Below are 22842 nucleotides of genomic sequence, written 5' to 3' on the forward strand. Positions count from 1 at the left end.
ATATGGCATGTTTAAAGCTTCAAGCAGTAACCAAATCTTATGACGGCGTGACGCCAGTGATAAAGCAGATTGATTTAGATGTCACTGATGGTGAATTCATCGTGATGGTCGGCCCGTCCGGTTGCGGTAAATCGACACTGCTGCGTATGGTCGCAGGGCTGGAACGCACCACCAGCGGAGATATCTATATCGATAATCTGCGGGTGACGGATATGGAACCCAAAGATCGTGGCATCGCCATGGTATTTCAGAACTATGCGCTATATCCCCATATGAGCGTGTTTGACAATATGGCTTATGGCTTGAAAATCCGTGGTTTTGGCAAAGAGCAGATTCGCCAACGCGTGGATGAAGCCGCTCGTATTTTGGAACTAGAACCACTGCTCAAACGCAAACCGCGCGAGCTATCTGGCGGCCAGCGGCAGCGGGTGGCAATGGGGCGGGCCATTGTGCGTGAACCGGCGGTTTTCTTGTTTGATGAGCCTCTTTCTAATCTCGATGCCAAGTTACGAGTGCAGATGCGCCTTGAGCTGCAACAGTTACATCGCCGGTTAAAAACCACCAGTTTGTATGTCACTCATGATCAGGTTGAAGCCATGACATTGGCCCAGCGGGTGATTGTGATGAACAAAGGCGTGGCGGAGCAAATTGGCACGCCAAGTGAAGTGTATCAACGACCTGCGACTCTATTTGTTGCCAGCTTTATCGGCTCACCGGCGATGAACCTGTTAGCCGGCACCGTCAGCCCGGATGGGCGAGCCTTTATTTTGGCGGATGGAATGACTTTGCCGCTGGAAGTGCCGCGACCACAATGGGCAGATCGGCGCTTGACCCTGGGTATCCGTCCGGAGCATATTCAGCAAAGGGTATCTCAGCAAAAAACCTCAGCGCAGGGGGTGCCTATGACGTTATTAACGCTCGAATTGTTGGGGGCGGATAATTTGGCGCATGGACAGTGGGGTGGGCAGAGTGTTATTGCCCGTTTATCCCATGAAGAAATGCCCACGGCGGGTAGTGTGTTGTATTTGTATCTACCACCTGCGGCGCTGCACTTTTTTGATTCAGAAAGCGGATTACGGATGGAATCATGAGTAAAAACTGGCCTTATCCAACTATTGTTGCTCATCGCGGTGGCGGTTCATTAGCGCCAGAAAATACTCTGGCGGCGATTGATGTCGGCGCGCGTCACGGCCACAAGATGATTGAGTTTGATGCCAAGTTATCGCAAGACGGCCAGATATTTCTACTGCATGACGACACTCTGGATCGCACCAGCAATGGCTGGGGTGTGGCCGGGGAATTGCCCTGGGAAAAGCTGATTCAGCTGGATGCCGGTGATTGGTATAGCACTGCATTTCGTGGTGAACGCCTGCCATTGCTCTCTGAGGTGGCGGCCCGTTGTGCCCAGTATGGTATGGCGGCAAATATTGAAATTAAACCGACCACCGGGACTGAAACCCCGACCGGCCGGGCCATTGCTTTGGCTGCTCGCTTATTATGGCAAGGTCAGGCGATTCCACCGTTATTATCCTCTTTTTCGTATGAGGCATTAGTGGCAGCGCAGCAGGCAGCACCTGAGTTGCCGCGCGGCTTATTGCTGGATAAATGGGATGATAATTGGCAGGCGATGACTCGCGAGTTGGATTGCGTTTCTTTGCATATCAACCACAAACAACTGACAGCCGAGCGGGTGACGTTACTCAAAGCCGCTGGGCTGCGTATTATGGTTTATACCGTCAACCAACCGGCGCGGGCGCAGGAATTGTTAAATTGGGGCGTTGACTGTGTCTGTACTGACCGTATAGATTTGATATATCCTCGCCCTTGAAGCTACAGGGGCGTTAGCTGTGCTCACTAACCCAAATCACATACTTGAGTATGCTCATTGGGATTAGCTCGTTTGCTGCCTACCTGTAACTCCAATGACTTTGATATAAACAGAACAGGAAACAGAGCGGTCGGCCATTCTTACATTTACGGGCTGACCTGGCCCGGCTTGACAGGAAGTGAATCATGCCCGCCTTTGTTATTTCGCTTTGGCACCAGATTGTTTTGTCTTCACCGCTGTTTGTTCTACTCGCACTGGGCTACGGTTTGGTTCGATTTGGTCAATGGCCATCTACCATCACCGATGGCTTGACCCGTTTTGTCTTCTCCCTCGCGTTACCTGCCATGCTGTTTCGTATGATGTGCGATTTCTCTGAGCGCCCGGCGGTAGATGCCCGCTTGTTGATTGCCTTTTTTGGCAGCTGTCTGGTGGTCTTTGTTATCGGGCGAATCATCGCCAGCCGGGTATTTCATCTGGATGGTGTATCCGGCTCGGTATTTGCCCTCGGGGGGATTTTTTCCAATAATGTGATGCTGGGGCTACCCATTGCCACCATTATGCTGGGGGAAAAATCTATTCCCGCAGTGGCGTTGGTATTGGTGTTTAACGGATTGATCTTGTGGACATTAGTCACTATCTCGGTGGAGTGGGCGCGCAATGGCTCACCAACGTTGGCTGGGTTTGCGAAAACCGCCCGCAGTGTACTGACTAATCCACTGATTATCGGAATTATATCCGGTACTTTATTTAGCCTGACCGGTTTGCAATTGCCGCAATTTATCGACCAACCGGTCACTATGCTGGGGCAGGTGGCTCCGCCGCTGTCATTGATTGTGCTGGGCATGGGGTTGGCGGAATACCGCGTGAGTGAGGGCTGGCAAATCAGCAGTGCTATCTGCTTTCTGAAACTGATAGTGCAGCCGATGGTGATATGGGCGCTGGCGTGGGCAATGAATTTACCCGCGCTAGAAACACAGGTGGTGGTATTGCTCGGGTCAATGGCAACGGGTGTAAATGTCTATCTGATGTCGCGCCAATTTAATGTGCTGACCGGCCCCGCCGCCGCGAGTTTAGTGATGTCCACGGTGCTCGCGGCGGTGACGACCCCACTGATTCTGACCATTATTGGTGTCGGGATGTCTTAACAGCAGAAAATGAGTTTTCTCCAACTAATGGTATTCCTGATAGTGGATATCATTCGTTTGGTTTATTATTGCTCAAATGTAAACCTACTTTGCTAATGATTAGTGTCCAACATCCGTTACAATTGCGCTTTATCACCTCAAAGAGCCAATTATTGTGTTGTTACTGATTATTACCACTATCTTGTGGGCGTTCTCTTTTAGCCTGATTGGCGAATATTTGGCCGGTCAGGTGGACAGCTGGTTCTCTGTGCTAATGCGCGTCGGGCTGGCGGCGCTGGTCTTTCTGCCTTTCCTGCGTTGGCGCAATATCAATTGGCGGGTGATTGTGCTGTATATGACGGTGGGCGCAATCCAACTGGGTATCATGTACTTGTTCAGCTTCCGCGCGTATCTCTATTTGACGGTACCGGAGTTTCTGCTGTTCACCGTGATGACGCCGCTGTATGTCACGTTAATCTATGATTTGCTACGCCGTCAGCGGCTGCGGTGGGGCTATGCCCTCAGCGCTTTGTTGGCTGTGGCTGGGGCGGCAATCATCCGTTATGACCATCTCAGTGAACATTTTTGGTGGGGATTGGTTCTGGTTCAGGCGGCAAACATCTGTTTTGCCATCGGGCAGGTGGGCTACAAACGGTTGATGGAAGTCCATCCTATCCCGCAGCATGTGGCCTTTTCATGGTTCTATGTTGGTGCTTTGATTGTCGCTGTCATTGCCTGGTTTGCTTTCGGCAATCCACAAAAACTGCCCACCACGCCGTTGCAGTGGGGGGTGCTGGTTTGGCTGGGTGTCGGGGCTTCGGCCTTGGGCTACTTCATGTGGAACTATGGTGCGACACAAGTTGATGCCGGCACTCTGGGTATCATGAATAACGTGCATGTTCCGGCTGGGTTACTGGTGAATCTGGCCATTTGGCAAGAAAAACCCCATTGGCCCAGCTTTATCATTGGGGCAATGGTGATAATGGCCTCGCTATGGGTACACCGGCGTTGGGTCGCTCCGCATTCTTTACAAACGGCAGACTCTCGCAAGCGTGTTGCCGGGCCGAACGAATAAAAGCTTCAGTGACCGGTTGGCGCTGTTCTCCATCTCGGACGGCAGCGTATAACCGGCTCCACAAACCATTTCCCAGTGTTTTAGTCACCACCAGTCCCTGACGTTCGAAGCTCTCTACCACCCAGTGTGGCAGGGCGGCGATCCCCATTCGTGCTGAGACCATTTGAATCAGCAGTAAGGTGTTATCAACATTTTTCAATGCGGGATTGATCCCCGCCGGTTGCAGAAAATGCCGCCAGATATCCAACCGTTGGCGCTGCACTGGGTAAATCATCAACACTTCTTGTGCCAAATCTTCCGGCTCGATGCGAGCTTTATTGGCTAATGGATGGTCAGGTGCCAATACCAAACGCACCTCAAAATCGAACATCGGCGAATAGTGCAGCCCACTGCGCGGCAAAATATCCGATGTCAGCACCAGATCCAACTCCCCTTGCTGCAAGGCTGGTTGTGGATCGAAAGTCACGCCTGATTTGAAGTCCATCGCTACTTGCGGCCAGCTTTTGTGGAAATTATCCAGCGCGGGTGTCAGCCATTGAATACAGCTATGGCATTCGATGGCGATACGCAGCGCAGTTTGGTGTGGTTCGTTGCAGGTTTGCAGCGCTTGCTTGATTTGCGGCAGCACTTGTTCCGCCAACTGCAACAGGATCTCACCTTGCGTTGTGAAACGTAACGGCTGGCTTTTACGCACAAACAGACGAAAACCCAGGCGCTGTTCCAGATCACTGAATTGATGGGACAACGCCGATTGAGTCTGATGAAGTTGTGTTGCTGCTGCAGCCAGTGAGCCGGTATTACGCAGAGCTTGCAGGGTGCGTAAGTGTTTCAGTTCGATCATGAGAGTCCTTCACAGTGACAGTGAGCAAATTGCGCTTGTGATTAATACAGTACCTGCTGATCATGGATGTGTAAACATCTGGATGGCTAAATGGGAAATAAGACGATGACAATTTTAAATCACACACTGGGTTTTCCGCGTGTAGGTCTGAAACGTGAACTGAAAAAAGCACAAGAAAGTTACTGGGCAGGCAACTCCACGCAAGAAGAATTGCTCAATGTGGGTCGTGAATTGCGCGCCCGCCATTGGCAACAGCAACAGCAAGCTGGCGTTGATTTAGTGCCCGTCGGTGATTTCGCATGGTATGACCATGTCCTGACAACCAGTTTGCTGTTGGGTAACGTCCCAGAGCGCCATCAGAATGCCGATGGTTCGATTGATTTGGATACGCTCTTCCGTATTGGCCGTGGCCGTGCACCAACCGGTACACCGGCAGCTGCGGCAGAAATGACCAAATGGTTTAATACCAATTATCACTACATGGTGCCAGAGTTCCAACAAGGCCAGCAGTTCAAACTAGGCTGGACTCAGCTGTTGGATGAAGTGGATGAAGCATTAGCATTAGGTCACAAAATCAAGCCGGTACTACTTGGCCCGGTAACGTATCTGTGGTTGGGTAAAGTGAAAGGTGAGCAGTTTGATCGCTTGTCATTATTGAAAGACATTCTGCCGGTTTACCAGCAAGTGTTGGGCGAATTGGCAAAACGCGGCATCGAGTGGGTGCAAATTGACGAACCGGCATTGGTGCTGGAGTTGCCACCAGAGTGGCTGGATGCTTACCAACCGGCTTATCAGGCGCTGCAAGGTCAGGTTAAATTGTTGCTGACCACCTATTTCGACAGTATCGGTCATAACCTCGACACCATCCGCGCTCTGCCAGTACAAGGCCTGCATGTTGATGTGGTTGCCGGTCAGGATGATATTGCTAAGCTGAATGCAAAATTGCCGCAAGAGTGGTTGCTATCACTGGGCGTTATCAATGGTCGTAACGTATGGCGTGCCGATCTGAGTCACTGGTTTGAGCGCTTGCAACCGCTGGTGAATAGCCGCCCGCTGTGGCTGGGGAGTTCTTGTTCCTTATTGCATAGCCCAATTGATTTAAGTGAAGAAACGCGTCTTGATGCCGAAGTGAAGAGCTGGTTTGCTTTCGCCCTGCAAAAATGTGCCGAACTGGCGCTGTTGACCCAAGCATTGAATGCACCAAGTGAAGCCAAACTGGCTGAATTAGCGGCTTATAGTGCACCAATCCGTGCTCGTCGTGCTTCCAGCCGTGTACATAATCCACAAGTAGAACAGCGTTTGGCGGCGATCACCGCGCAAGATATTGAACGCCAACAACCTTACGAAGCACGTGCAGCTGCCCAACGTAAGCGCTTTAACTTGCCGGCCTGGCCGACCACGACTATCGGCTCATTCCCACAAACGACCGAGATCCGTGGCTTGCGTTTGGACTTCAAGCAAGGCCGCCTGGATGGTAAAAACTACCGCACTGGTATTAGCGAACACATCAAACAAGCTATTGCTGAACAGGAACGTTTGGGGCTGGATGTGTTGGTTCATGGTGAAGCTGAACGTAATGACATGGTGGAATATTTCGGCGAGCATCTGGACGGTTTTGTCTTTACACAAAATGGTTGGGTACAGAGCTACGGTTCACGTTGCGTTAAGCCACCAGTGATTATTGGTGATATCAGCCGCCCTGAAGCCATCACCGTTGAATGGGCGAAATATGCTCAATCACTGACCGATAAACCGGTAAAAGGCATGTTGACTGGGCCGGTGACTATTCTGTGTTGGTCATTCCCACGCGAAGATGTCAGCCGCGAAACCATCGCGAAGCAAATTGCGTTGGCACTGCGTGATGAAGTGGAAGATCTGGAAAAAGCCGGTATCGGTATCATCCAGATTGATGAACCAGCGCTGCGTGAAGGCCTGCCTCTGCGCCGTGCTGACTGGCAAGCTTATTTACAGTGGGCGGTTGATGCTTTTAAATTGAATGCTGCGGTTGCGCAAAACGATACTCAGATTCACACCCATATGTGTTATTGCGAATTCAATGACATCATGGATTCCATTGCTGCGCTGGATGCTGACGTGATTACCATCGAAACCTCCCGCTCAGATATGGAACTGTTGGAATCATTTGAAGATTTCGCGTATCCGAATGAAATTGGTCCCGGTGTTTATGATATTCACTCGCCGAATGTGCCAAGTGTGGAATGGATTGAAGCTTTACTGCGTAAAGCGGCCCAGCGTATCCCGGCGGAACGTCTGTGGGTTAACCCAGACTGTGGCCTGAAAACCCGTGGTTGGCCGGAAACCCGCCAGGCTCTGGCAAACATGGTGCTGGCGGCACAGCGTCTGCGTGAAGAACAAGTCTGATTAATAACGGTTTACTCTGTGTTGTGAAACTTTGGGCGCATATTTTGCGCCCTTTTTTTATGGCTGTTATTTATCATCTTCGTTAATAGGATTAGCTGCGACTCCGTGCTGCACAAACCAATCAAGCATGCGCTGCCAGCCATCCAGTGCCGATTCTTCGTGGTAGCTTGGGCGGTAATCAGCGTTAAAGGCATGCCCTGCATCTGGATAAACAATGATTTCGGCATCAGCATTTGCTGCTCGCAATGCCTGACGCATGGTATCGATATGCTCTTGCGTGATACTACCGTCTTTACCGCCATACAGCCCCAGCACTGGGGCGCAGAGATCGACGGCAACATCAACCGGATATCTTGGTAACAGTAAAGTTTTTTCTCCTACCAGTTTGCCATACCAGGCCACTGCGGCTTTTAATTGTGGATTATGGGCGGCATATAGCCATGCAATACGCCCACCCCAGCAAAAACCAGTAATGGCTAATTTGCTGGTGTCGCCACCGTGGCGCGATGCCCAGTGGGCAGTATGATCAAGATCCACCATGACCTGTCGATCGGGTACCTTACTAACCAAATTTTTAACTAACGCATTGATATCATCATATTCTTTGGCATCACCTTGGCGGAAAAACAGCTCAGGAGCAATGGCCAGATAACCCTGCTTTGCCAATCTGCGGCAGATATCTTGAATGTGCTCATGCACACCAAAAATTTCCTGCACAACAATCACCACAGGATATGGCCCCGAGTGTTGGGCCGGTCTGGCAATATAAGCTGGCAACTCATCGCCTTGAGATGGGATGGTAGTTTCTGTGCAGTGAATACCCTGTTGATCGGTATGGCGGATCGTCGAGGCCAGAGGATCTACTGCGGGTGTGAATCCGCTTGTCGCCTGCCTGAGAGTCATAGATTGATCAGTTTTCATGGTGGTCTCCTTATGAAATGAGGAAAGTATGACTCGGTAAAATCTTATTGGGTTGAGCTATCCATCGCCCTTGGTATTTACTGTTGACGACTTTAACTATAGGTAATCTTTGGGATTAATGAGATGAGGTTTACAGTAATTAAGTATTTTATTGCGGCATGAGTACGGTAGATAAGTCAGTTGCTGATAAGAAGATATTCATCCAACATTGCTCAATGAGTCCTACTATTGATATTCATATATAAATCATTACTGTGGTGGGTGGTGTTTGTATAAATTTCAGGCTAGATAGTCTTAATGTGTGATTTAAATCACATTTTTAATGTATTTGTATTTATCATTTCTTTTGTCAAAGTGATTGTCGTCACGAAATTATGTGATGATTTTGAGTAAAGTATTCCTTTGTACCTCCCTATATCCCTAAATAATTCGAGTTGCAGGAAGGCGGCAAGTGAACGACAACTCGGTGAAAACCGATTTGAACAGCATTTATGCTAGCCCGTAGGGTGAGCCTCTTTGAGGCTCATTAATCCTGATGATTTTACATAAGTAACTGATTACTGTGGTTAATAATAGCCAACGCATATGCAACTTGAATTATGACGGACATAACATCTCTCATGAAAGAGGAGTCTCACACATGGCTAAATCCGACGTTTTTCACTTGGGCCTGACTAAAAATGATTTGCAAGGGGCGACTCTGGCGATCGTTCCGGGTGATCCACAGCGTGTTGAGAAAATCGCTAAATTGATGGATAACCCAGTGCATTTGGCTTCACATCGTGAATTTACTTCGTGGCGTGCCGAACTTGATGGCAAGGCTGTGATTGTCTGCTCAACCGGTATTGGTGGCCCATCAACTTCTATTGCGGTTGAAGAGTTGGCACAACTTGGTGTGCGGACGTTCCTACGTATTGGTACTACAGGTGCTATTCAGCCACATATTAATGTTGGTGATGTATTGGTCACCACCGCAGCGGTACGTTTAGACGGTGCCAGCTTGCACTTTGCACCAATGGAATTCCCGGCGGTGGCTGATTTTGATTGCACCACGGCATTAGTTAACGCGGCTAAATCAGTCGGTGCGACGACTCATATTGGCGTTACCGCGTCTTCAGATACTTTCTATCCAGGGCAGGAACGTTACGATACTTACTCTGGACGTGTTGTTCGCCGCTTTAAAGGTTCTATGGAAGAATGGCAATCTATGGGCGTGATGAATTATGAAATGGAATCTGCCACTCTGCTGACAATGTGTGCTAGCCAAGGCTTGCGTGCCGGTATGGTCGCAGGTGTGATTGTTAACCGCACCCAGCAAGAGATCCCGAACGAAGAAACCATGAAAACGACTGAAAGCCACGCAGTAAAAATCGTCGTTGAGGCGGCTCGTCACCTGCTGTAATACAAACGGCTTATGGGTAAACCCGCAATAAGCGAATCAATGAATACCAAATGAGCGGGTCAGTTTACTGGCCCGTGAGGTTAATGACAAAGTGCCCGTGTCGGTGAAAACAGGCAGATCGTAAAGACGCCGTAAACCCCTCCCTGGGGGCTCGAGCCGCGCCGTCCCTGGCGCGGACGCTTTACTCTTCTACCTGCCTTCACCTTGCAAGATAGAGTTATCGAGGTTTGTCAGCAGTCTGAACGGGTCAGTTTACTGGCCCGTTCTTTTTTTCGGCTGATTATCTGTTAATGTCATAGTTCTTATAATGGACAGTAAAATAAGAGGAAAACATGACGACATCTGCTCTATCTCATCCTTCCCTATTGCCACTGGATGGTGGTATTAACTTCCGTGATCTCGGTGGTAACGTCGTTGCAGATGGCCGGCGTATTAAGCGCGGGTTATTGTTTCGTTCAGGATCACTTGACCGTTTGAGCACCAAAGATTGTGTTGTTCTTAGCAGCGGCTCTGTCGCTCAAATCCTTGATTACCGCGATGCGGATGAAGTTCAGGCTAAGCCCGATATTGTGTGGCAAGGTGCCAGTTATCACAATATTCCAGCCAACCCACTCAGCAGTGAAGTTAACGCTAATCTGGAAAAACTGACTAACGAGACGTTAGCAACATTTGATGCCAGAGCTTTCATGTTAGAGCTGTACCGTCGCCTGCCATTTAATAATCAAGCTTATAAACAGTTAGTCAGTTTGCTACAAAATAGTGCCTCACCAGAGCATGCCGCTGCTGGCGTGGTACAGCATTGTGCAGTCGGGAAAGACCGTACTGGAGTGGGTTCGGCTTTGGTGTTGTTTGCTTTAGGTGCTGATGAATCGACGGTATTGGAAGATTACCTGTTGACTGAAACAACACTGGCACCTTTCCGTGAACACATGCTGGCGGAATTGGCACTAAAACTAAATTCTCAGGCGCTAGGGCAGTTTGCATTTGTGTTGTCGGCTCGAGAAGAGTTTATTCAAACCGCACTGCGATGTATTCAAGAGCGTTACGGGAGCCGCGAGCAATGGCTACAGCAGGAATTTGGTCTTGGCAGCATTGAGCGCGAAAAGTTGCAGTCATATTTCCTGGAGTAATCGTTTACCAATAGATTGATCTTCTTATTCCTCCTGTATTGAGCCACCACTAAGTGGCTGAAGTTAATGACAAAGTACCCGTAACGGTGAAAACAAGCAGTTCGTAAAGACGCCGTAGACCCTTCCCTGGGGGCTCGAGACGCGCCGCCCCTGGCGCGGATGCTTTACTCTTCTACCTGCCTTCGCCTTGCAAGATCGAGTTATCGAAGTTTGTCAGCAGTCTGCGCCACTAAGTGGCTCTTTTTAACCGCTTAATGATGCAAACTACCGCTTAACCAGTTCGCTGATATTTCTCTTGGGGAGCAGGCGTATGTTAACGCCTGACAAATTCCCTGGAGAGAATGCTCATGCAACATGCGATTACCTTTGTTATCGCCTCCGCGTGTGTCCTTGTGATCTGCTACCGTTTATACGGTATCTTTTTTGTTCGTAAGGTTCTGCGCGTCGATGACAGTGAAGTAACACCTTCCCACACCTTTGAAGATGGCAAAGATTACGTTCCAACTAAAAAATGGGTGAACTTTGGTAGCCACTTTGCAGCCATTGCTGCAGCTGGCCCTTTAGTTGGTCCTGTATTGGCGGCCCAGTATGGTTATTTACCCGGCTTCCTGTGGTTATTGATTGGTTGTGTTATCGGCGGTGCCGTTCACGATACCGTTGTGCTGTTCGCTTCGATGAAACATCAGGGTAAATCTCTATCTGAAGTGGCTAAATCAGAACTCGGGCCAGTCGCGGGCTGGTGTACCGGTCTGGCAATGCTATTTATCATTACTATTACTATGGCTGGGTTATCAATGGTTGTAGTACATGCGCTGGAACGTAACCCTTGGGGTACTTTCGCGGTGTTCATGACGATCCCTATCGCGATTTGTGTTGGCTTATGGGAACGCATGACCGGCAGCATGAAAGGGGCTTCTTATGTTGGTATCGCCGCCATTATGGTGTGCGTGTTCGTCGGCCCTTATATTGAACATACATGGCTTGGCGAATGGCTCATGCTGAAAGCAGATACCGTCAGTATCATTCTTCCAATGTATGCTTTCTTCGCTACGGCTCTACCTGTCTGGATGTTATTGACCCCTCGTGGTTATCTCTCCAGCTTTATGAAAATCGGCGTATTCGGTGCACTGATTGTTGGCGTTGTATTTATTAACCCTGAAATTCAATTCCCAGCAGTAACACAGTTTATCCACGGCGGTGGCCCTGTTCTGGCTGGCCCAGTTTGGCCATTTATCTCTATTACCATTGCCTGTGGCGCTATTTCTGGTTTCCACGCCTTTATTGGTTCAGGTACTACACCAAAACAAATCGATAAATGGAGTGACATTTTACCCGTTGGTTTTGGTGCGATGCTGGCCGAGTGTATGGTCGGGGTAATGGCCTTGATCGCTGCAACATCTTTACATCCTGCTGACTACTTCGCGATTAACTCTTCAGCCGAAGCCTGGAGTGTACTGGGCATGGAAGTGGTTAACCTACCAAAACTGAGTCAGGAAATTGGCTTAGATTTGTATGGCCGTACCGGCGGCGCTGTCACCTTAGCGGTGGGTATGACGGATATCTTCATTCGTGTACCGTGGTTCAGTAGTCTGGCTGCTTATTTCTTCCAGTTTGTTGTGATGTTTGAAGCTGTATTCATTCTGACAGCTGTTGACTCAGGTACCCGTGTTGCTCGCTACCTGCTGCAAGATTTCTTAGGCGATATCTGGGCTCCACTAAAACGTACTGATTGGTTACCGGGCACATTAGCATGCAGTGTTATTGCTTGTGCGCTGTGGGGTTACCTCCTTAATTCCGGTGATATCAACTCAGTCTGGGCGCTGTTTGGTGTATCAAATCAGCTAATGGCTTCTGTTGGTTTGATTATCGGTGCCACTATTATTCTGCGTCTGGCAACCAAACGGATTTACATGCTGACTTGTGTGATTCCATTGGCTTACCTCTTTGTCACCGTAAACTATGCTGGTTACTGGATGATCACCCACGTGTACTTCAATTCAGCAGCGAAAGGTTACAACCTGTTTAATGGCATCATCTCTATCATCATGATGACATTGGGTGTCATTATCCTGATATCTGCACTGAAAAAATGGCGTGAGCTGTGGATTCGTAGATCAGCTGAGATGGCTGGCAATAAGGTGGTTACTGCCAACGCCTGATATCCTAAATCGATAGCTTTAGTCCTGATAAACGGTCGGAATCTCCCGGCCGTTTATTTTTTGTTAAGTAAAAATGTCGACACATTGAGTATGCTAATGGCTACTGTATTGATAACAGGAAAATGCCTGTGACCTTAAATGATGTCATTACTATAGTTATTGATTTTGTTCGTGAGCATGAAACATGGGCAATGCCTATCGTGTTTATTCTCGCTTTTGGTGAGTCGCTAGCCTTTCTTTCCTTACTGCTACCCGCCACGGTTATCTTGCTTGGACTAGGCGCATTAATCGGTGAAAGTGGGATTTCCTTCTGGCCGATTTGGGCCGCGGCTGTAGCAGGGGCTTTTTTTGGCGACTGGCTCTCCTATTGGATTGGCGATCATTATAAAGATCGCGTCGGCACACTGTGGCCTCTTTCCCGCAACCCTCAACTACTCGTCCGCGGCCATGCTTTCTTTGAGCGCTGGGGGTTCTTTGGTGCTTTTATTGGCCGCTTCTTTGGCCCACTGCGCGCAGTTGTCCCGTTAGTCGCCGGAATATGTGCTATGCCAAAATTCTATTTCCAGTTGGCTAATATCACATCTGCCATCATTTGGGCATTCGGTATTCTTGCTCCTGGTGCTTTTGGTATTCAGTGGCTATCTCACTGGATAGATTAACTTTGCATGAGCTCTGAGGCTGCTCCATATTTTGTGGCTGACAGTTTTAACCCATTTCTTTGTCGTAAAGTAAGCGGTTTTTTATCTGCTTATTATTTATGCGCACAGCTTCGCAAGATGGGATGTAACGGAAAAACACTCTGGACATCCATACAGTATCCCCTTACCTTGACTGACATTAGGTTAATGGGGAGATAACCGTGGATATCAGTTTATTTTATGGGCTGGGAGGCTGCCTCCTTGGTGGGCTTATAGGCTGGCTGATTGCCAGTTTGTCTCAGCAGCGCAATAAAGCACAGCAGGATATTGAGCGGCGGTTACTGGAGCAGTCATTGCAACAGTCTCAGCAAAACACTCTAGAATTGCAGGCCCTTTTGCAACGCAATGAACAGCAATTGCGACAAAGTGAATTAGAGCAGCGTAATTTGCACAGCCAACTCGCGGCAAATGCTGAAAAACTGCAACAATTAGCTCATTGGCGCAATGAGTGTGAGCAGCTCAATCAAGAACTACGGGCGCAACGAGAAGTCAATAGCGCGCAAGAAGCTGAACTACGCGAAGTGACTATTCGTTTGGAAGAAACACGGCTGACTGCAGAAGAGAAGCAACGCCTGCTTCTTAATAGTGAGCAACGACTAACCACTCAGTTCGAAAATCTGGCAAATCGCATCTTTGAACAAACTGGCCGTCGGGCAGATGAACAAAATAAGCAAAGCTTGGATCGCTTGCTGTTACCTCTACGGGAACAGCTAGATGGTTTCCGAAGACAGGTACAGGATAGCTTTGGGCAAGAGGCTCGTGAACGCCATACTTTAACCCATGAAATCCGTAGCTTACAGCAGCTCAATGCTCAAATGGCGCGGGAAGCTCTAAACCTGACCAAGGCCCTCAAAGGGGATAATAAAACCCAGGGAAACTGGGGTGAAGTCGTTTTAGCTAAGGTACTTGAAGCTTCGGGGTTACGCGAGGGTTATGAATATCAAACCCAGGTTAGTGTAAAGATTGATACTAATAGCCGTATGCAGCCAGATGTCATTGTGCGCTTGCCGCAGGGGAAAGATGTTGTTATTGACGCTAAAATGTCACTGATAGCCTATGAGCGCTATTTTAACAGTGAAGATGATATTGAGCGCGAAGCGGCATTAAGCGAGCATTTATCGTCACTACGCGCGCATATCAGGATGCTGGGTCGCAAGGATTATCAGCAACTTCCTGGTTTACGTTCGCTTGATTATGTATTGATGTTTATTCCCGTTGAACCTGCATTTTTGGTGGCTATCGACCGTCAGCCTGAATTGATCAGTGAAGCGCTACAGCACAATATTATGTTGGTTAGTCCGACAACATTGCTGGTGGCTTTACGAACTATTACCAATTTATGGCGCTACGAGCATCAAAGCCAAAATGCGCAACGTATTGCGGAGAGAGCCGCCAAACTCTATGACAAATTACGTTTATTTGTTGATGATATGGAGTCGTTGGGGCAAAGCCTCGATAAAGCACAGTTAAGTTATCGTCAGGCAATGAACAAACTGTCGCAAGGCCGTGGTAACCTGATAGGGCAAGTTGAAGGTTTTCGTACTCTGGGGGTCGAGGTAAAACGGCCTATTAGTCCAACACTGGCAGAGAAAGCCAGCCTGGAAGATCAACCTGAGGACGATTTAGCGCTATCCGATGATGCAGAATCCGAGATAAGTGATTCTGCACCGCTGAAGTATCAGGGTTAGTTGCATGTTCCTCTTCTGTATGATGTTGAGAAAGCTGCGATTAAGCAGTTGCCTTAATACCAGGTGAGGTGGGGCTTTCATCGGAGTTCTGGTACACTTCCTCGAAAGATTGACTGAAAAGCAGGCACAGAAAATGGTAGATCAGGAGAAGGAAACCACTCATTTTGGTTTTCGCACCGTAGCCAAAGAACAAAAAGAAGGCATGGTGGCAGAAGTTTTTCATTCCGTAGCCGCTAAATACGATCTGATGAATGACCTGATGTCGTTCGGTGTTCACCGTATTTGGAAGCGTTTTACTATTGACTGTAGCGGTGTTCGGCGCGGTCAACGGGTATTGGATCTGGCAGGTGGTACCGGCGATTTAACCGCTAAGTTCTCTCGTCTGGTGGGTGAACAGGGTGAGGTCGTTCTGGCTGATATCAACGAGTCAATGTTGCGTATGGGCCGTGAAAAGCTACGCGATAAAGGTATTGTCGGTAATGTCAGCTATGTTCAGGCGAATGCTGAAGCGTTACCTTTTCCTGATAATTACTTTGATTGCATTACCATTTCATTCGGCTTGAGAAACGTAACTGAAAAAGAAAAGGCACTGCGATCGATGTTTCGGGTATTAAAGCCTGGTGGTCGCTTACTGGTTCTTGAGTTCTCTAAGCCACTTCTGGAACCTTTGAGTAAAGCCTATGATGCTTACTCCTTCCATATTTTGCCTAAGATTGGTGAACTTGTGGCGCAGGACTCTGAAAGCTACCGTTATTTGGCTGAGTCTATTCGGATGCACCCTGACCAAGAAACACTGAAGAGCATGATGATGGATGCTGGGTTTGAAAACGTAACCTATTCCAATTTAACCGGTGGCATTGTTGCGTTACATCGGGGCTTCAAGTTCTAACAGGAATCTGGTTATGCCGCTAAAATCACTGATATTTAAATCCTTGTCACTGAAACCAACTTTGCTGTCGCCACTAATCACTGCTGCTATAGAAACATCACTAAATAGTGTGTTATTTCGTGATAAAAGTTTGAAAGCTGCACGTTTACGCTTAGCGGGAAAAGTGCTGAGTATCGAGTTGCGTGAGGTGAGCTTTCCTCTGCTATTAGTATTTAGCGAGCGGCAGGTTGATGTTTTAAGTCAATGGGATGGTGATGCGGATTGCACAGTGACAACGAACGTTGCTGTGCTGGCAAAGTTGCGGGATCGTCAACAGCTTTCACCTTTGATGCGTAGTGGTGAATTGATTGTCGAAGGTGATATCCAAGTCGTTCAGCAACTTATCACCTTACTTGATCTTGCTGAATGGGAACCAGCTGAATGGCTGGCTCCCTATATTGGTGATATTGCAGCGGAAACTATTGGGCAGGTCATCCATAAAAGTAACCGTTTTCTCAGTAAGCAGTTTCAACAGCAACAGCATTATGTTGCTGAAGCAATAACTGAAGAATGGAAAATAGCGCCAGCGCCGCTGGAGGTGGTGTGGTTTAACGAAGAGGTTGATGCTACCGCTCGTGCAACCGAGGCTTTGACTGCCAGATTGGCAACCATGGAGACAAAACAATGACGCCAGGAGAACTTCGGCGCCTGTATCTTATCATTCGGGTTTTCTTGAGCTACGGGCTGGATGAGTTAATCCCGAATATACGTTTGACGTTGCCATTACGTGTTGGTCGTCATCTATTTTTCTGGTTGCCTAATCGTCATAAAGATAAACCGCTGGGTGAGCGTTTGCGCCTTGCCTTGCAGGAGCTAGGGCCAGTTTGGATCAAGTTTGGCCAAATGATGTCCACACGGCGTGACCTCTTTCCGCCAGCAATTGCAGATCAACTTGCGTTGTTACAGGATAGAGTTGCTCCATTTGATGGTGCGCTAGCACGCAAGCACATTGAAATCGCGATGGGAGGGCCATTAGAAACATGGTTTGACGATTTTGAACAAGAAGCTTTAGCCTCCGCTTCTATCGCGCAAGTACATACGGCACGTTTAAAAGAGAACGGCCAGGAAGTTGTACTCAAAGTTATTCGTCCTGATATTTTGCCAATTATTAAAGCTGATGTGCGGTTGATGTACCGTCTGGCTGGCTGGGTACCCAAACTTTTACCTGATGGTCGTAGATTACGTCCACGGGAAGTTGTACGCGAATATGAAAAAACACTGCTTGATGAGCTAAATTTGCTGCGGGAAGCAGCTAATGCTATTCAACTGCGTCGTAATTTTGAAGACAGTCCAATGCTCTATATTCCCGAAGTCTATTCTGATTATTGCCGGGAAAGTGTATTGGTCATGGAGCGAATTTATGGCATTCCGGTATCTGATATTGCAGCTTTGGAAGATCAAGGTACCAATATGAAGTTGCTGGCTGAGCGCGGGGTTCAAGTCTTTTTCACTCAGGTTTTCCGTGACAGTTTTTTCCATGCAGATATGCATCCTGGGAATATCTTTGTCAGTTATGAGCATCCTCATGACCCGCTTTATATAGGTATTGATTGCGGTATCGTCGGCTCACTAAATAAAGCAGATAAGCGCTATCTTGCTGAAAACTTTATTGCTTTCTTTAATCGGGATTATCGGCGGGTTGCAGAGCTGCATGTTGACTCTGGCTGGGTTCCTCGTGATACCAATGTTGAAGATTTTGAATTCGCTATCCGTACCGTCTGCGAACCAATTTTTGAAAAACCATTAGCCGAAATATCCTTTGGCCATGTGTTATTGAACCTCTTTAATACCGCACGCCGTTTTAATATGGAAGTACAACCACAGTTGGTTTTACTGCAAAAAACCTTGTTGTATGTCGAAGGCTTAGGGCGTCAACTTTATCCTCAGCTTGACCTTTGGACGACTGCGAAGCCTTTCCTGGAAAGCTGGTTACGAGATCAAGTTGGGTTGCCTGCGGTTATTCGTGCATTGAAAGAAAAAGCACCATTTTGGGCTGAAAAATTTCCTGAGCTGCCAGAGCTTGTGTATGACAGTTTGCAACAGCATAAGCTATTACAGCAAAGTGTGGATAAACTCACAACTCAAATGCAAGGCCAGCAACAACGTCAGGGCCAATCACGGTATTTGTTTGGTGTTGGCGCTACACTATTAGTCAGTGGTAACATTTTATTCTTGGCCAATGCGGTAGAAATCTCAATTGGATTCATTGTCGCTGGAGTATTGGCTTGGTTTATTGGTTGGCGGCGAACCAGTTAATGATTTATCGCTGAAAGTATCTGTGGATAGTCTATTGGGCGGTTTATGAGTTATGTAAAAGTTATTCAATAAGTCGCTTATTTGTTTAAGAAGCTATGCGCTAGTTCAAAATGCGGTAAGTTAGATAGGTATTCACAGAGGTTATATGACGTATAATGCGGCCCTCTGTGGAATAACCCTTGTATATAGAGGTGAATGTAATGGGTGGTATAAGTATTTGGCAGTTATTAATCATTGCCGTGATTGTTGTTCTGCTATTTGGTACTAACAAACTGCGGACATTAGGGTCAGATCTGGGCGCATCCATCAAAGGTTTTAAAAAGGCGATGGGTGATGAGCCACAAACTCCGCCAACTGACGCTAATAAAACCAGTAACGATGCTGACTTTGCCAAATCGATTACTGAAAAACAGCAGCCAGTTGCTAAAGCTGAAGAGTCTAAGAGTCACGACAAAGAGCAGGGATAAGCTGTGTTCGACATCGGGTTTAGTGAACTGCTGCTGGTTCTTGTGATAGGCCTGGTCGTACTCGGGCCAGAACGGCTACCGGTTGCTGTTAGAACTGTTGCGGGTTGGATTCGTACATTGCGCTCACTTGCGGCCACTGTGCAAAACGAATTAGCGCAAGAGCTTAAGATTCAAGAGTTGCAAGACAGCCTGAAAAAAGCAGAAGAAGCCGGTTTGCAGAACCTGACACCAGAGCTGAAAGCCTCAATGGATGAACTCAAAGAGGCCGCTGAGGCACTGAAACGTTCATATCATTTCGACATTGGTTCGGAAGCACCTCACACGATCCATAATCCGCTCGTTACCGAACCGGAAGCTATTCATGATGGTGTTACGCCCGCCGAGTCTGCAACGAAGGCTCAAGCATCACCTCAAGCACCGGTTACTGACGTTGATAAAACTGTCACCCCGACAGCGGTTGAAACCGCCTCTAATAACAATGAGAAACCCATTGTTCAGGTTGAGACATTTTCTGCGTCTATCTCTTCTGTAGATAGAGAGCCGGTTCTTGTTACGAACACACCCGTAACTAAGGTACAAACGGCTACAGTGGACACCCATAGCACAGATTCACACGGTGCTGACCAACCTCGAACTCACCAACCTGGCGGCGATCGGTAAACATGGCTGTTGATGATACCCAACCCCTTATTACTCATTTAATAGAACTGCGTAAGCGGCTATTGAATTGCATCATCACTATTTTAGTGGTTTTTTTCGTATTGGTTTTTTTTGCCAATGATATCTACCACCTGGTTTCAGCACCGTTGATCAAACAACTGCCTGTTGGTTCCAGTATGATCGCAACAGATGTCGCATCACCGTTCTTTACCCCGATTAAATTGACCATGATGGTCTCGGTGTTTGTTTCAGCGCCGATGATCCTCTATCAGGTTTGGGCATTTATAGCCCCTGCGCTGTATAAACATGAGCGCCGCTTGATGGTCCCGCTGCTGATATCTAGTAGCTTCTTATTTTATCTGGGAATGGCATTTGCCTACTTTGTTGTTTTCCCGTTAGCTTTTGGTTTTTTTGCCAAAACAGCGCCTGAAAGTGTGCTTATCGCAACGGATATCACTAAATACCTTGATTTTGTTATGGCACTTTTTATGGCTTTTGGTATTTCTTTCGAAGTACCGATTGCGATAATTCTTCTGTGCTGGGCTGGGGTGACAACGCCTGAAGCATTGAAGAAAAAACGCCCTTATGTGTTTGTTGGTGCTTTTGTTGTGGGGATGCTTCTCACCCCACCAGATGTGTTATCACAAACATTATTAGCGATTCCGATGTATCTGTTATTTGAAGTGGGTGTATTCTTTGCTCGCTTCTACACAGGCAAACAACGGCGTTCAGATGTTGAGGAAGAGGATGAAGAAGTCGATAATCATCCTAAAGAGTCTTAAATTTCTACTTTGATATTTTAGCCGCCCTCTGGGCGGCTTCTGTTTTGGGACACTTATGTTTGATATCGGTGTGAACTTAACCAGCTCACAATTTACAAAAGACTGTCCTCAAGTCGTGGCTCGGGCAAAAGAGGCTGGTGTTGCCGGTATGCTGATTACCGGTACAAATGCTGAAGAGAGTCAGGCAGCCCTTGAGCTTGCAATAGCTTATCCGGACTATTGCTGGTCAACCGCAGGTGTTCATCCCCATCATGCGAGCAGTTGGCAAATAGATGTGGAACAGCAAATCAGGGCATTGGCAGCCCATGTCAGTGTGGTTGCCATTGGTGAATGTGGCCTGGATTTTAATCGCAATTTCTCTACTCCAGTTGAGCAAGAAGTTGCCTTTACAGCACAGTTAGCCTTGGCTGCTGAACTTTCTTTGCCGGTATTCCTGCATTGCCGAGAGGCACATGATCGTTTCATCACTCTACTTTCACCCTGGCTAGATAAAATCCCCGCAGCTGTTGTGCATTGTTTTACCGGTACTGCTGATGAATTGGATTCCTGTCTGGCATTGGGCTTATCTATCGGTATCACCGGTTGGGTTTGCGATGAACGCCGTGGCCTTGCGCTGAGGGCGTTATTGCCGCGTATTCCTGCCCAACAATTGCTGTTAGAAACTGATGCCCCATATTTATTGCCGCGGGATATACATCCTAAACCTGCATCTCGCCGCAATGAACCCTGCTTTCTGCCTCATATCGTCCAGCAGGTTGCTGTCTGGCGACAAGAAGACCCTCAATGGCTGGGACAGAAAACTGATGAAAACGCCCGCCGGATTTTCCGGTTGGTTTGAGTTAGGAGAACAATATGAGCTATGCATTTCCGGGCACCTTCCCTGGTCGCCGTATGCGCCGTGTGCGCCGTCATGATTTCAGTCGTCGACTGGTCGCTGAAAATCAGCTGACAGTTAATGATTTGATCTATCCGGTGTTTGTTATGGAAGGAAACAACCATCAGCAAGCCGTTTCGTCTATGCCGGGTGTCTCGCGTATGACGATTGATTTGTTGGTGAAAGAAGCTGAGGCTATTGCCAAGCTTGGCGTCCCGGTCATATCGTTATTCCCGGTCATTGAACCAGGTATGAAGTCACTACACGCGGAAGAAGCTTATAACCCGAATGGCCTGGTACAACGTACTGTACGTGCATTAAAAGACGCTGTACCAGAGTTAGGTATTCTTACGGATGTTGCCCTCGACCCATACACAACCCATGGGCAAGACGGTGTGATTGATGCTGATGGTTATGTCATTAACGATATCACCAAAGAAATTTTAGTGCGTCAGGCCTTATCACATGCAGACGCTGGCGCAGAGATTGTTGCCCCGAGCGATATGATGGATGGCCGCATTGGTGCTATTCGCGATAAGTTAGAACTTCAAGGGCTGGTACATACACAAATCATGGCTTATTCAGCCAAGTATGCCTCTTGTTATTATGGCCCATTCCGCGATGCAATTGGCTCCAGTAGCAATTTGAAAGGTGGCAATAAAAAAACCTATCAAATGGACCCGGCCAATAGCGATGAAGCGTTGCAAGAAATCGCTCAGGACTTGCAGGAAGGGGCGGATATGGTGATGGTTAAACCGGGTATGCCATATTTGGATGTGGTGCGCCGGGTGAAAGATACCTTTGGGGTTCCGACCTTTGCCTATCAGGTTTCTGGTGAATATGCGATGCATATGGCTGCAATACAAAATGGCTGGCTGCAAGAGAAACCGACGGTAATGGAGTCACTATTGTGCTTTAAACGCGCGGGTGCGGATGGGGTATTAACCTATTTTGCTAAGCAAGTCGCACAATGGCTGCATGACGATCAGATGCAGCGTTAACCGTTTGGTTATCAAGAAGATTGGTTATCAATAATAAGTACTAAGGTAGGCACTGAAATACCTACCTTGGCACTGTGAGTTAAGTATCTTATTGTTTTTCGAATTGACGATTATCCAGGCTTTGTAATACTGGGCTATTGAGCATATTCAGTAATAGCATTGAGCGTGCCTCGCCATCTGGTTCGGTATAAATTGCCTGTAACCCAGCAAAAACCCCCTCTTTAATAATCACGGTATCACCAGGCGTAGGTATCTCTGGCGCAATGATTTTATCCGTTGTATGAGATTGCATTTCGCTAATAACCGTTGCCGGAATGACCGCAGGTTGTACACCAAACCTGACAAAGTGGCTTACACCTCGGGTGGCACTTATCGTTGTGGTATGAATATGTTCCGGATCAAACTCCACAAATAGATAATTCGGGAATAATGCTTCCGTGGTTTCAATTCGTTTTCCGCGCATTATCTTTTCGATAGTGACGATCGGTGTCCAGCAATTCACTTCTTGCCGCTCTAAGTGTTCTTTAGCGCGCAAAAGCTGACCACGTTTACAATATAATAAATGCCAATGTTTCATAATTTCATATGCCTTTAGGTACTACTTGGCAGCATAGCAAAAGTGGGGA

The 22842-nt window shown here is 47.7% G+C and carries 21 protein-coding genes; 18 read left to right on the top strand and 3 right to left on the bottom strand.

The window, feature by feature from the left end; genetic code table 11:
- The first annotated feature begins 2 nt into the window (after positions 1–2).
- The 4 genes from FGL26_RS17210 (at position 3) to FGL26_RS17225 (ending at position 4027) form a co-directional block, all read left to right on the top strand.
- Positions 3–1091 carry a sn-glycerol-3-phosphate import ATP-binding protein UgpC gene (locus tag FGL26_RS17210; RefSeq protein WP_005176326.1) on the top strand — a complete coding sequence of 363 codons (1089 nt, stop codon included), beginning with the start codon at positions 3–5 and terminating at the stop codon, positions 1089–1091.
- Positions 1088–1828, top strand: a complete 741-nt coding sequence (gene ugpQ / locus FGL26_RS17215; RefSeq protein WP_005176323.1) for a glycerophosphodiester phosphodiesterase — start codon at positions 1088–1090, stop codon at positions 1826–1828. The genes FGL26_RS17210 and ugpQ overlap by 4 nt, the downstream gene beginning before the upstream one ends.
- A gap of 185 nt (positions 1829–2013) precedes the next feature.
- Entirely contained in the window at positions 2014–2973 is a 960-nt protein-coding gene (locus FGL26_RS17220) for an AEC family transporter (protein ID WP_005176320.1), read from the top strand.
- Between the two features lie 154 nt (positions 2974–3127).
- Positions 3128–4027, top strand: coding sequence for a carboxylate/amino acid/amine transporter (locus FGL26_RS17225; RefSeq protein WP_005176318.1), 900 nt, complete (start codon positions 3128–3130; stop codon positions 4025–4027).
- Here the strand turns inward: FGL26_RS17225 and metR are convergent.
- On the bottom strand, positions 3915–4868 hold the full coding sequence (gene metR / locus FGL26_RS17230; RefSeq protein WP_005176315.1) for an HTH-type transcriptional regulator MetR: 954 nt from the start codon (positions 4866–4868) through the stop codon (positions 3915–3917). The two genes, FGL26_RS17225 and metR, sit on opposite strands and share 113 nt — an antisense overlap.
- Positions 4869–4973: 105 nt before the next feature.
- On the opposite strand from metR, the gene metE reads away from it, so the two are divergent.
- Positions 4974–7250: a 5-methyltetrahydropteroyltriglutamate--homocysteine S-methyltransferase gene (gene metE, locus FGL26_RS17235; RefSeq protein ID WP_005176312.1), complete on the top strand. Its 2277-nt coding sequence runs from the start codon at positions 4974–4976 to the stop codon at positions 7248–7250.
- Positions 7251–7316: 66 nt separating this feature from the next.
- Here the strand turns inward: metE and FGL26_RS17240 are convergent, their stop codons facing one another.
- Positions 7317–8171, bottom strand: coding sequence for a dienelactone hydrolase family protein (locus tag FGL26_RS17240; RefSeq protein WP_005176310.1), 855 nt, complete (start codon positions 8169–8171; stop codon positions 7317–7319).
- A gap of 640 nt (positions 8172–8811) precedes the next feature.
- Between FGL26_RS17240 and udp the strand changes: the two genes are divergently transcribed.
- From udp to hemB, 13 genes are all read left to right on the top strand, one after another.
- Positions 8812–9573 (top strand): uridine phosphorylase, encoded by a 762-nt coding sequence (udp, locus tag FGL26_RS17245; RefSeq protein WP_005163896.1) that lies wholly within the window; start codon positions 8812–8814, stop codon positions 9571–9573.
- A gap of 332 nt (positions 9574–9905) precedes the next feature.
- Positions 9906–10703 carry a tyrosine-protein phosphatase gene (locus FGL26_RS17250; protein ID WP_005176307.1) on the top strand — a complete coding sequence of 266 codons (798 nt, stop codon included), beginning with the start codon at positions 9906–9908 and terminating at the stop codon, positions 10701–10703.
- Between the two features lie 347 nt (positions 10704–11050).
- Positions 11051–12862 carry a carbon starvation CstA family protein gene (locus tag FGL26_RS17255; protein ID WP_005165604.1) on the top strand — a complete coding sequence of 604 codons (1812 nt, stop codon included), beginning with the start codon at positions 11051–11053 and terminating at the stop codon, positions 12860–12862.
- Positions 12863–12990: 128 nt separating this feature from the next.
- A complete protein-coding gene (locus tag FGL26_RS17260) occupies positions 12991–13521 on the top strand; it encodes a DedA family protein (protein WP_005176305.1) in 531 nt (176 codons plus the stop codon).
- Between the two features lie 200 nt (positions 13522–13721).
- Positions 13722–15248 carry a DNA recombination protein RmuC gene (gene rmuC, locus FGL26_RS17265; protein ID WP_005176304.1) on the top strand — a complete coding sequence of 509 codons (1527 nt, stop codon included), beginning with the start codon at positions 13722–13724 and terminating at the stop codon, positions 15246–15248.
- A 133-nt stretch (positions 15249–15381) separates the two neighbouring features.
- Positions 15382–16137: a bifunctional demethylmenaquinone methyltransferase/2-methoxy-6-polyprenyl-1,4-benzoquinol methylase UbiE gene (ubiE, locus tag FGL26_RS17270; RefSeq protein WP_005165601.1), complete on the top strand. Its 756-nt coding sequence runs from the start codon at positions 15382–15384 to the stop codon at positions 16135–16137.
- A gap of 13 nt (positions 16138–16150) precedes the next feature.
- Positions 16151–16804, top strand: coding sequence for a ubiquinone biosynthesis protein UbiJ (ubiJ, locus tag FGL26_RS17275; RefSeq protein WP_005176303.1), 654 nt, complete (start codon positions 16151–16153; stop codon positions 16802–16804).
- Positions 16801–18432, top strand: coding sequence for a ubiquinone biosynthesis regulatory protein kinase UbiB (gene ubiB / locus FGL26_RS17280; protein ID WP_005176302.1), 1632 nt, complete (start codon positions 16801–16803; stop codon positions 18430–18432). Before ubiJ ends, ubiB begins: the two co-directional genes overlap by 4 nt.
- Before the next feature lie 200 nt (positions 18433–18632).
- The gene (gene tatA, locus FGL26_RS17285; protein WP_005165598.1) at positions 18633–18899 is read left to right on the top strand and encodes a Sec-independent protein translocase subunit TatA; all 267 of its coding nucleotides are present in this window, start codon (positions 18633–18635) and stop codon (positions 18897–18899) included.
- 3 nt (positions 18900–18902) lie between these two features.
- Positions 18903–19559: a Sec-independent protein translocase protein TatB gene (gene tatB, locus FGL26_RS17290; RefSeq protein ID WP_005176301.1), complete on the top strand. Its 657-nt coding sequence runs from the start codon at positions 18903–18905 to the stop codon at positions 19557–19559.
- A gap of 2 nt (positions 19560–19561) precedes the next feature.
- Positions 19562–20341 carry a Sec-independent protein translocase subunit TatC gene (gene tatC, locus FGL26_RS17295; protein ID WP_005165593.1) on the top strand — a complete coding sequence of 260 codons (780 nt, stop codon included), beginning with the start codon at positions 19562–19564 and terminating at the stop codon, positions 20339–20341.
- A gap of 55 nt (positions 20342–20396) precedes the next feature.
- Positions 20397–21179, top strand: a complete 783-nt coding sequence (gene tatD / locus FGL26_RS17300; protein WP_005176300.1) for a 3'-5' ssDNA/RNA exonuclease TatD — start codon at positions 20397–20399, stop codon at positions 21177–21179.
- 14 nt (positions 21180–21193) lie between these two features.
- A complete protein-coding gene (hemB, locus tag FGL26_RS17305) occupies positions 21194–22216 on the top strand; it encodes a porphobilinogen synthase (protein ID WP_005176297.1) in 1023 nt (340 codons plus the stop codon).
- A gap of 88 nt (positions 22217–22304) precedes the next feature.
- Here hemB and rfaH read toward each other — a convergent pair whose 3' ends face one another.
- A complete protein-coding gene (gene rfaH / locus FGL26_RS17310; protein WP_005176294.1) occupies positions 22305–22793 on the bottom strand; it encodes a transcription/translation regulatory transformer protein RfaH in 489 nt (162 codons plus the stop codon).
- Between the last annotated feature and the right edge of the window lie 49 nt (positions 22794–22842).

It is taken from the genome of Yersinia enterocolitica subsp. enterocolitica (assembly GCF_901472495.1).
GTDB classification, from domain to species: domain Bacteria; phylum Pseudomonadota; class Gammaproteobacteria; order Enterobacterales; family Enterobacteriaceae; genus Yersinia; species Yersinia enterocolitica.

Bases quoted from the DNA above. Each gene is read 5' to 3' on its own strand.
- FGL26_RS17210 (WP_005176326.1), top strand. From the start codon at position 3: ATGGCATGTTTAAAGCTTCAAGCAGTAACCAAATCTTATGACGGCGTG.
- ugpQ (WP_005176323.1), top strand. From the start codon at position 1,088: ATGAGTAAAAACTGGCCTTATCCAACTATTGTTGCTCATCGCGGTGGC.
- FGL26_RS17220 (WP_005176320.1), top strand. From the start codon at position 2,014: ATGCCCGCCTTTGTTATTTCGCTTTGGCACCAGATTGTTTTGTCTTCA.
- metR (WP_005176315.1), bottom strand. From the start codon at position 4,868: ATGATCGAACTGAAACACTTACGCACCCTGCAAGCTCTGCGTAATACC.
- metE (WP_005176312.1), top strand. From the start codon at position 4,974: ATGACAATTTTAAATCACACACTGGGTTTTCCGCGTGTAGGTCTGAAA.
- FGL26_RS17240 (WP_005176310.1), bottom strand. From the start codon at position 8,171: ATGAAAACTGATCAATCTATGACTCTCAGGCAGGCGACAAGCGGATTC.
- udp (WP_005163896.1), top strand. From the start codon at position 8,812: ATGGCTAAATCCGACGTTTTTCACTTGGGCCTGACTAAAAATGATTTG.
- FGL26_RS17250 (WP_005176307.1), top strand. From the start codon at position 9,906: ATGACGACATCTGCTCTATCTCATCCTTCCCTATTGCCACTGGATGGT.
- FGL26_RS17255 (WP_005165604.1), top strand. From the start codon at position 11,051: ATGCAACATGCGATTACCTTTGTTATCGCCTCCGCGTGTGTCCTTGTG.
- ubiE (WP_005165601.1), top strand. From the start codon at position 15,382: ATGGTAGATCAGGAGAAGGAAACCACTCATTTTGGTTTTCGCACCGTA.
- ubiJ (WP_005176303.1), top strand. From the start codon at position 16,151: ATGCCGCTAAAATCACTGATATTTAAATCCTTGTCACTGAAACCAACT.
- ubiB (WP_005176302.1), top strand. From the start codon at position 16,801: ATGACGCCAGGAGAACTTCGGCGCCTGTATCTTATCATTCGGGTTTTC.
- tatA (WP_005165598.1), top strand. From the start codon at position 18,633: ATGGGTGGTATAAGTATTTGGCAGTTATTAATCATTGCCGTGATTGTT.
- tatC (WP_005165593.1), top strand. From the start codon at position 19,562: ATGGCTGTTGATGATACCCAACCCCTTATTACTCATTTAATAGAACTG.
- tatD (WP_005176300.1), top strand. From the start codon at position 20,397: ATGTTTGATATCGGTGTGAACTTAACCAGCTCACAATTTACAAAAGAC.
- hemB (WP_005176297.1), top strand. From the start codon at position 21,194: ATGAGCTATGCATTTCCGGGCACCTTCCCTGGTCGCCGTATGCGCCGT.
- rfaH (WP_005176294.1), bottom strand. From the start codon at position 22,793: ATGAAACATTGGCATTTATTATATTGTAAACGTGGTCAGCTTTTGCGC.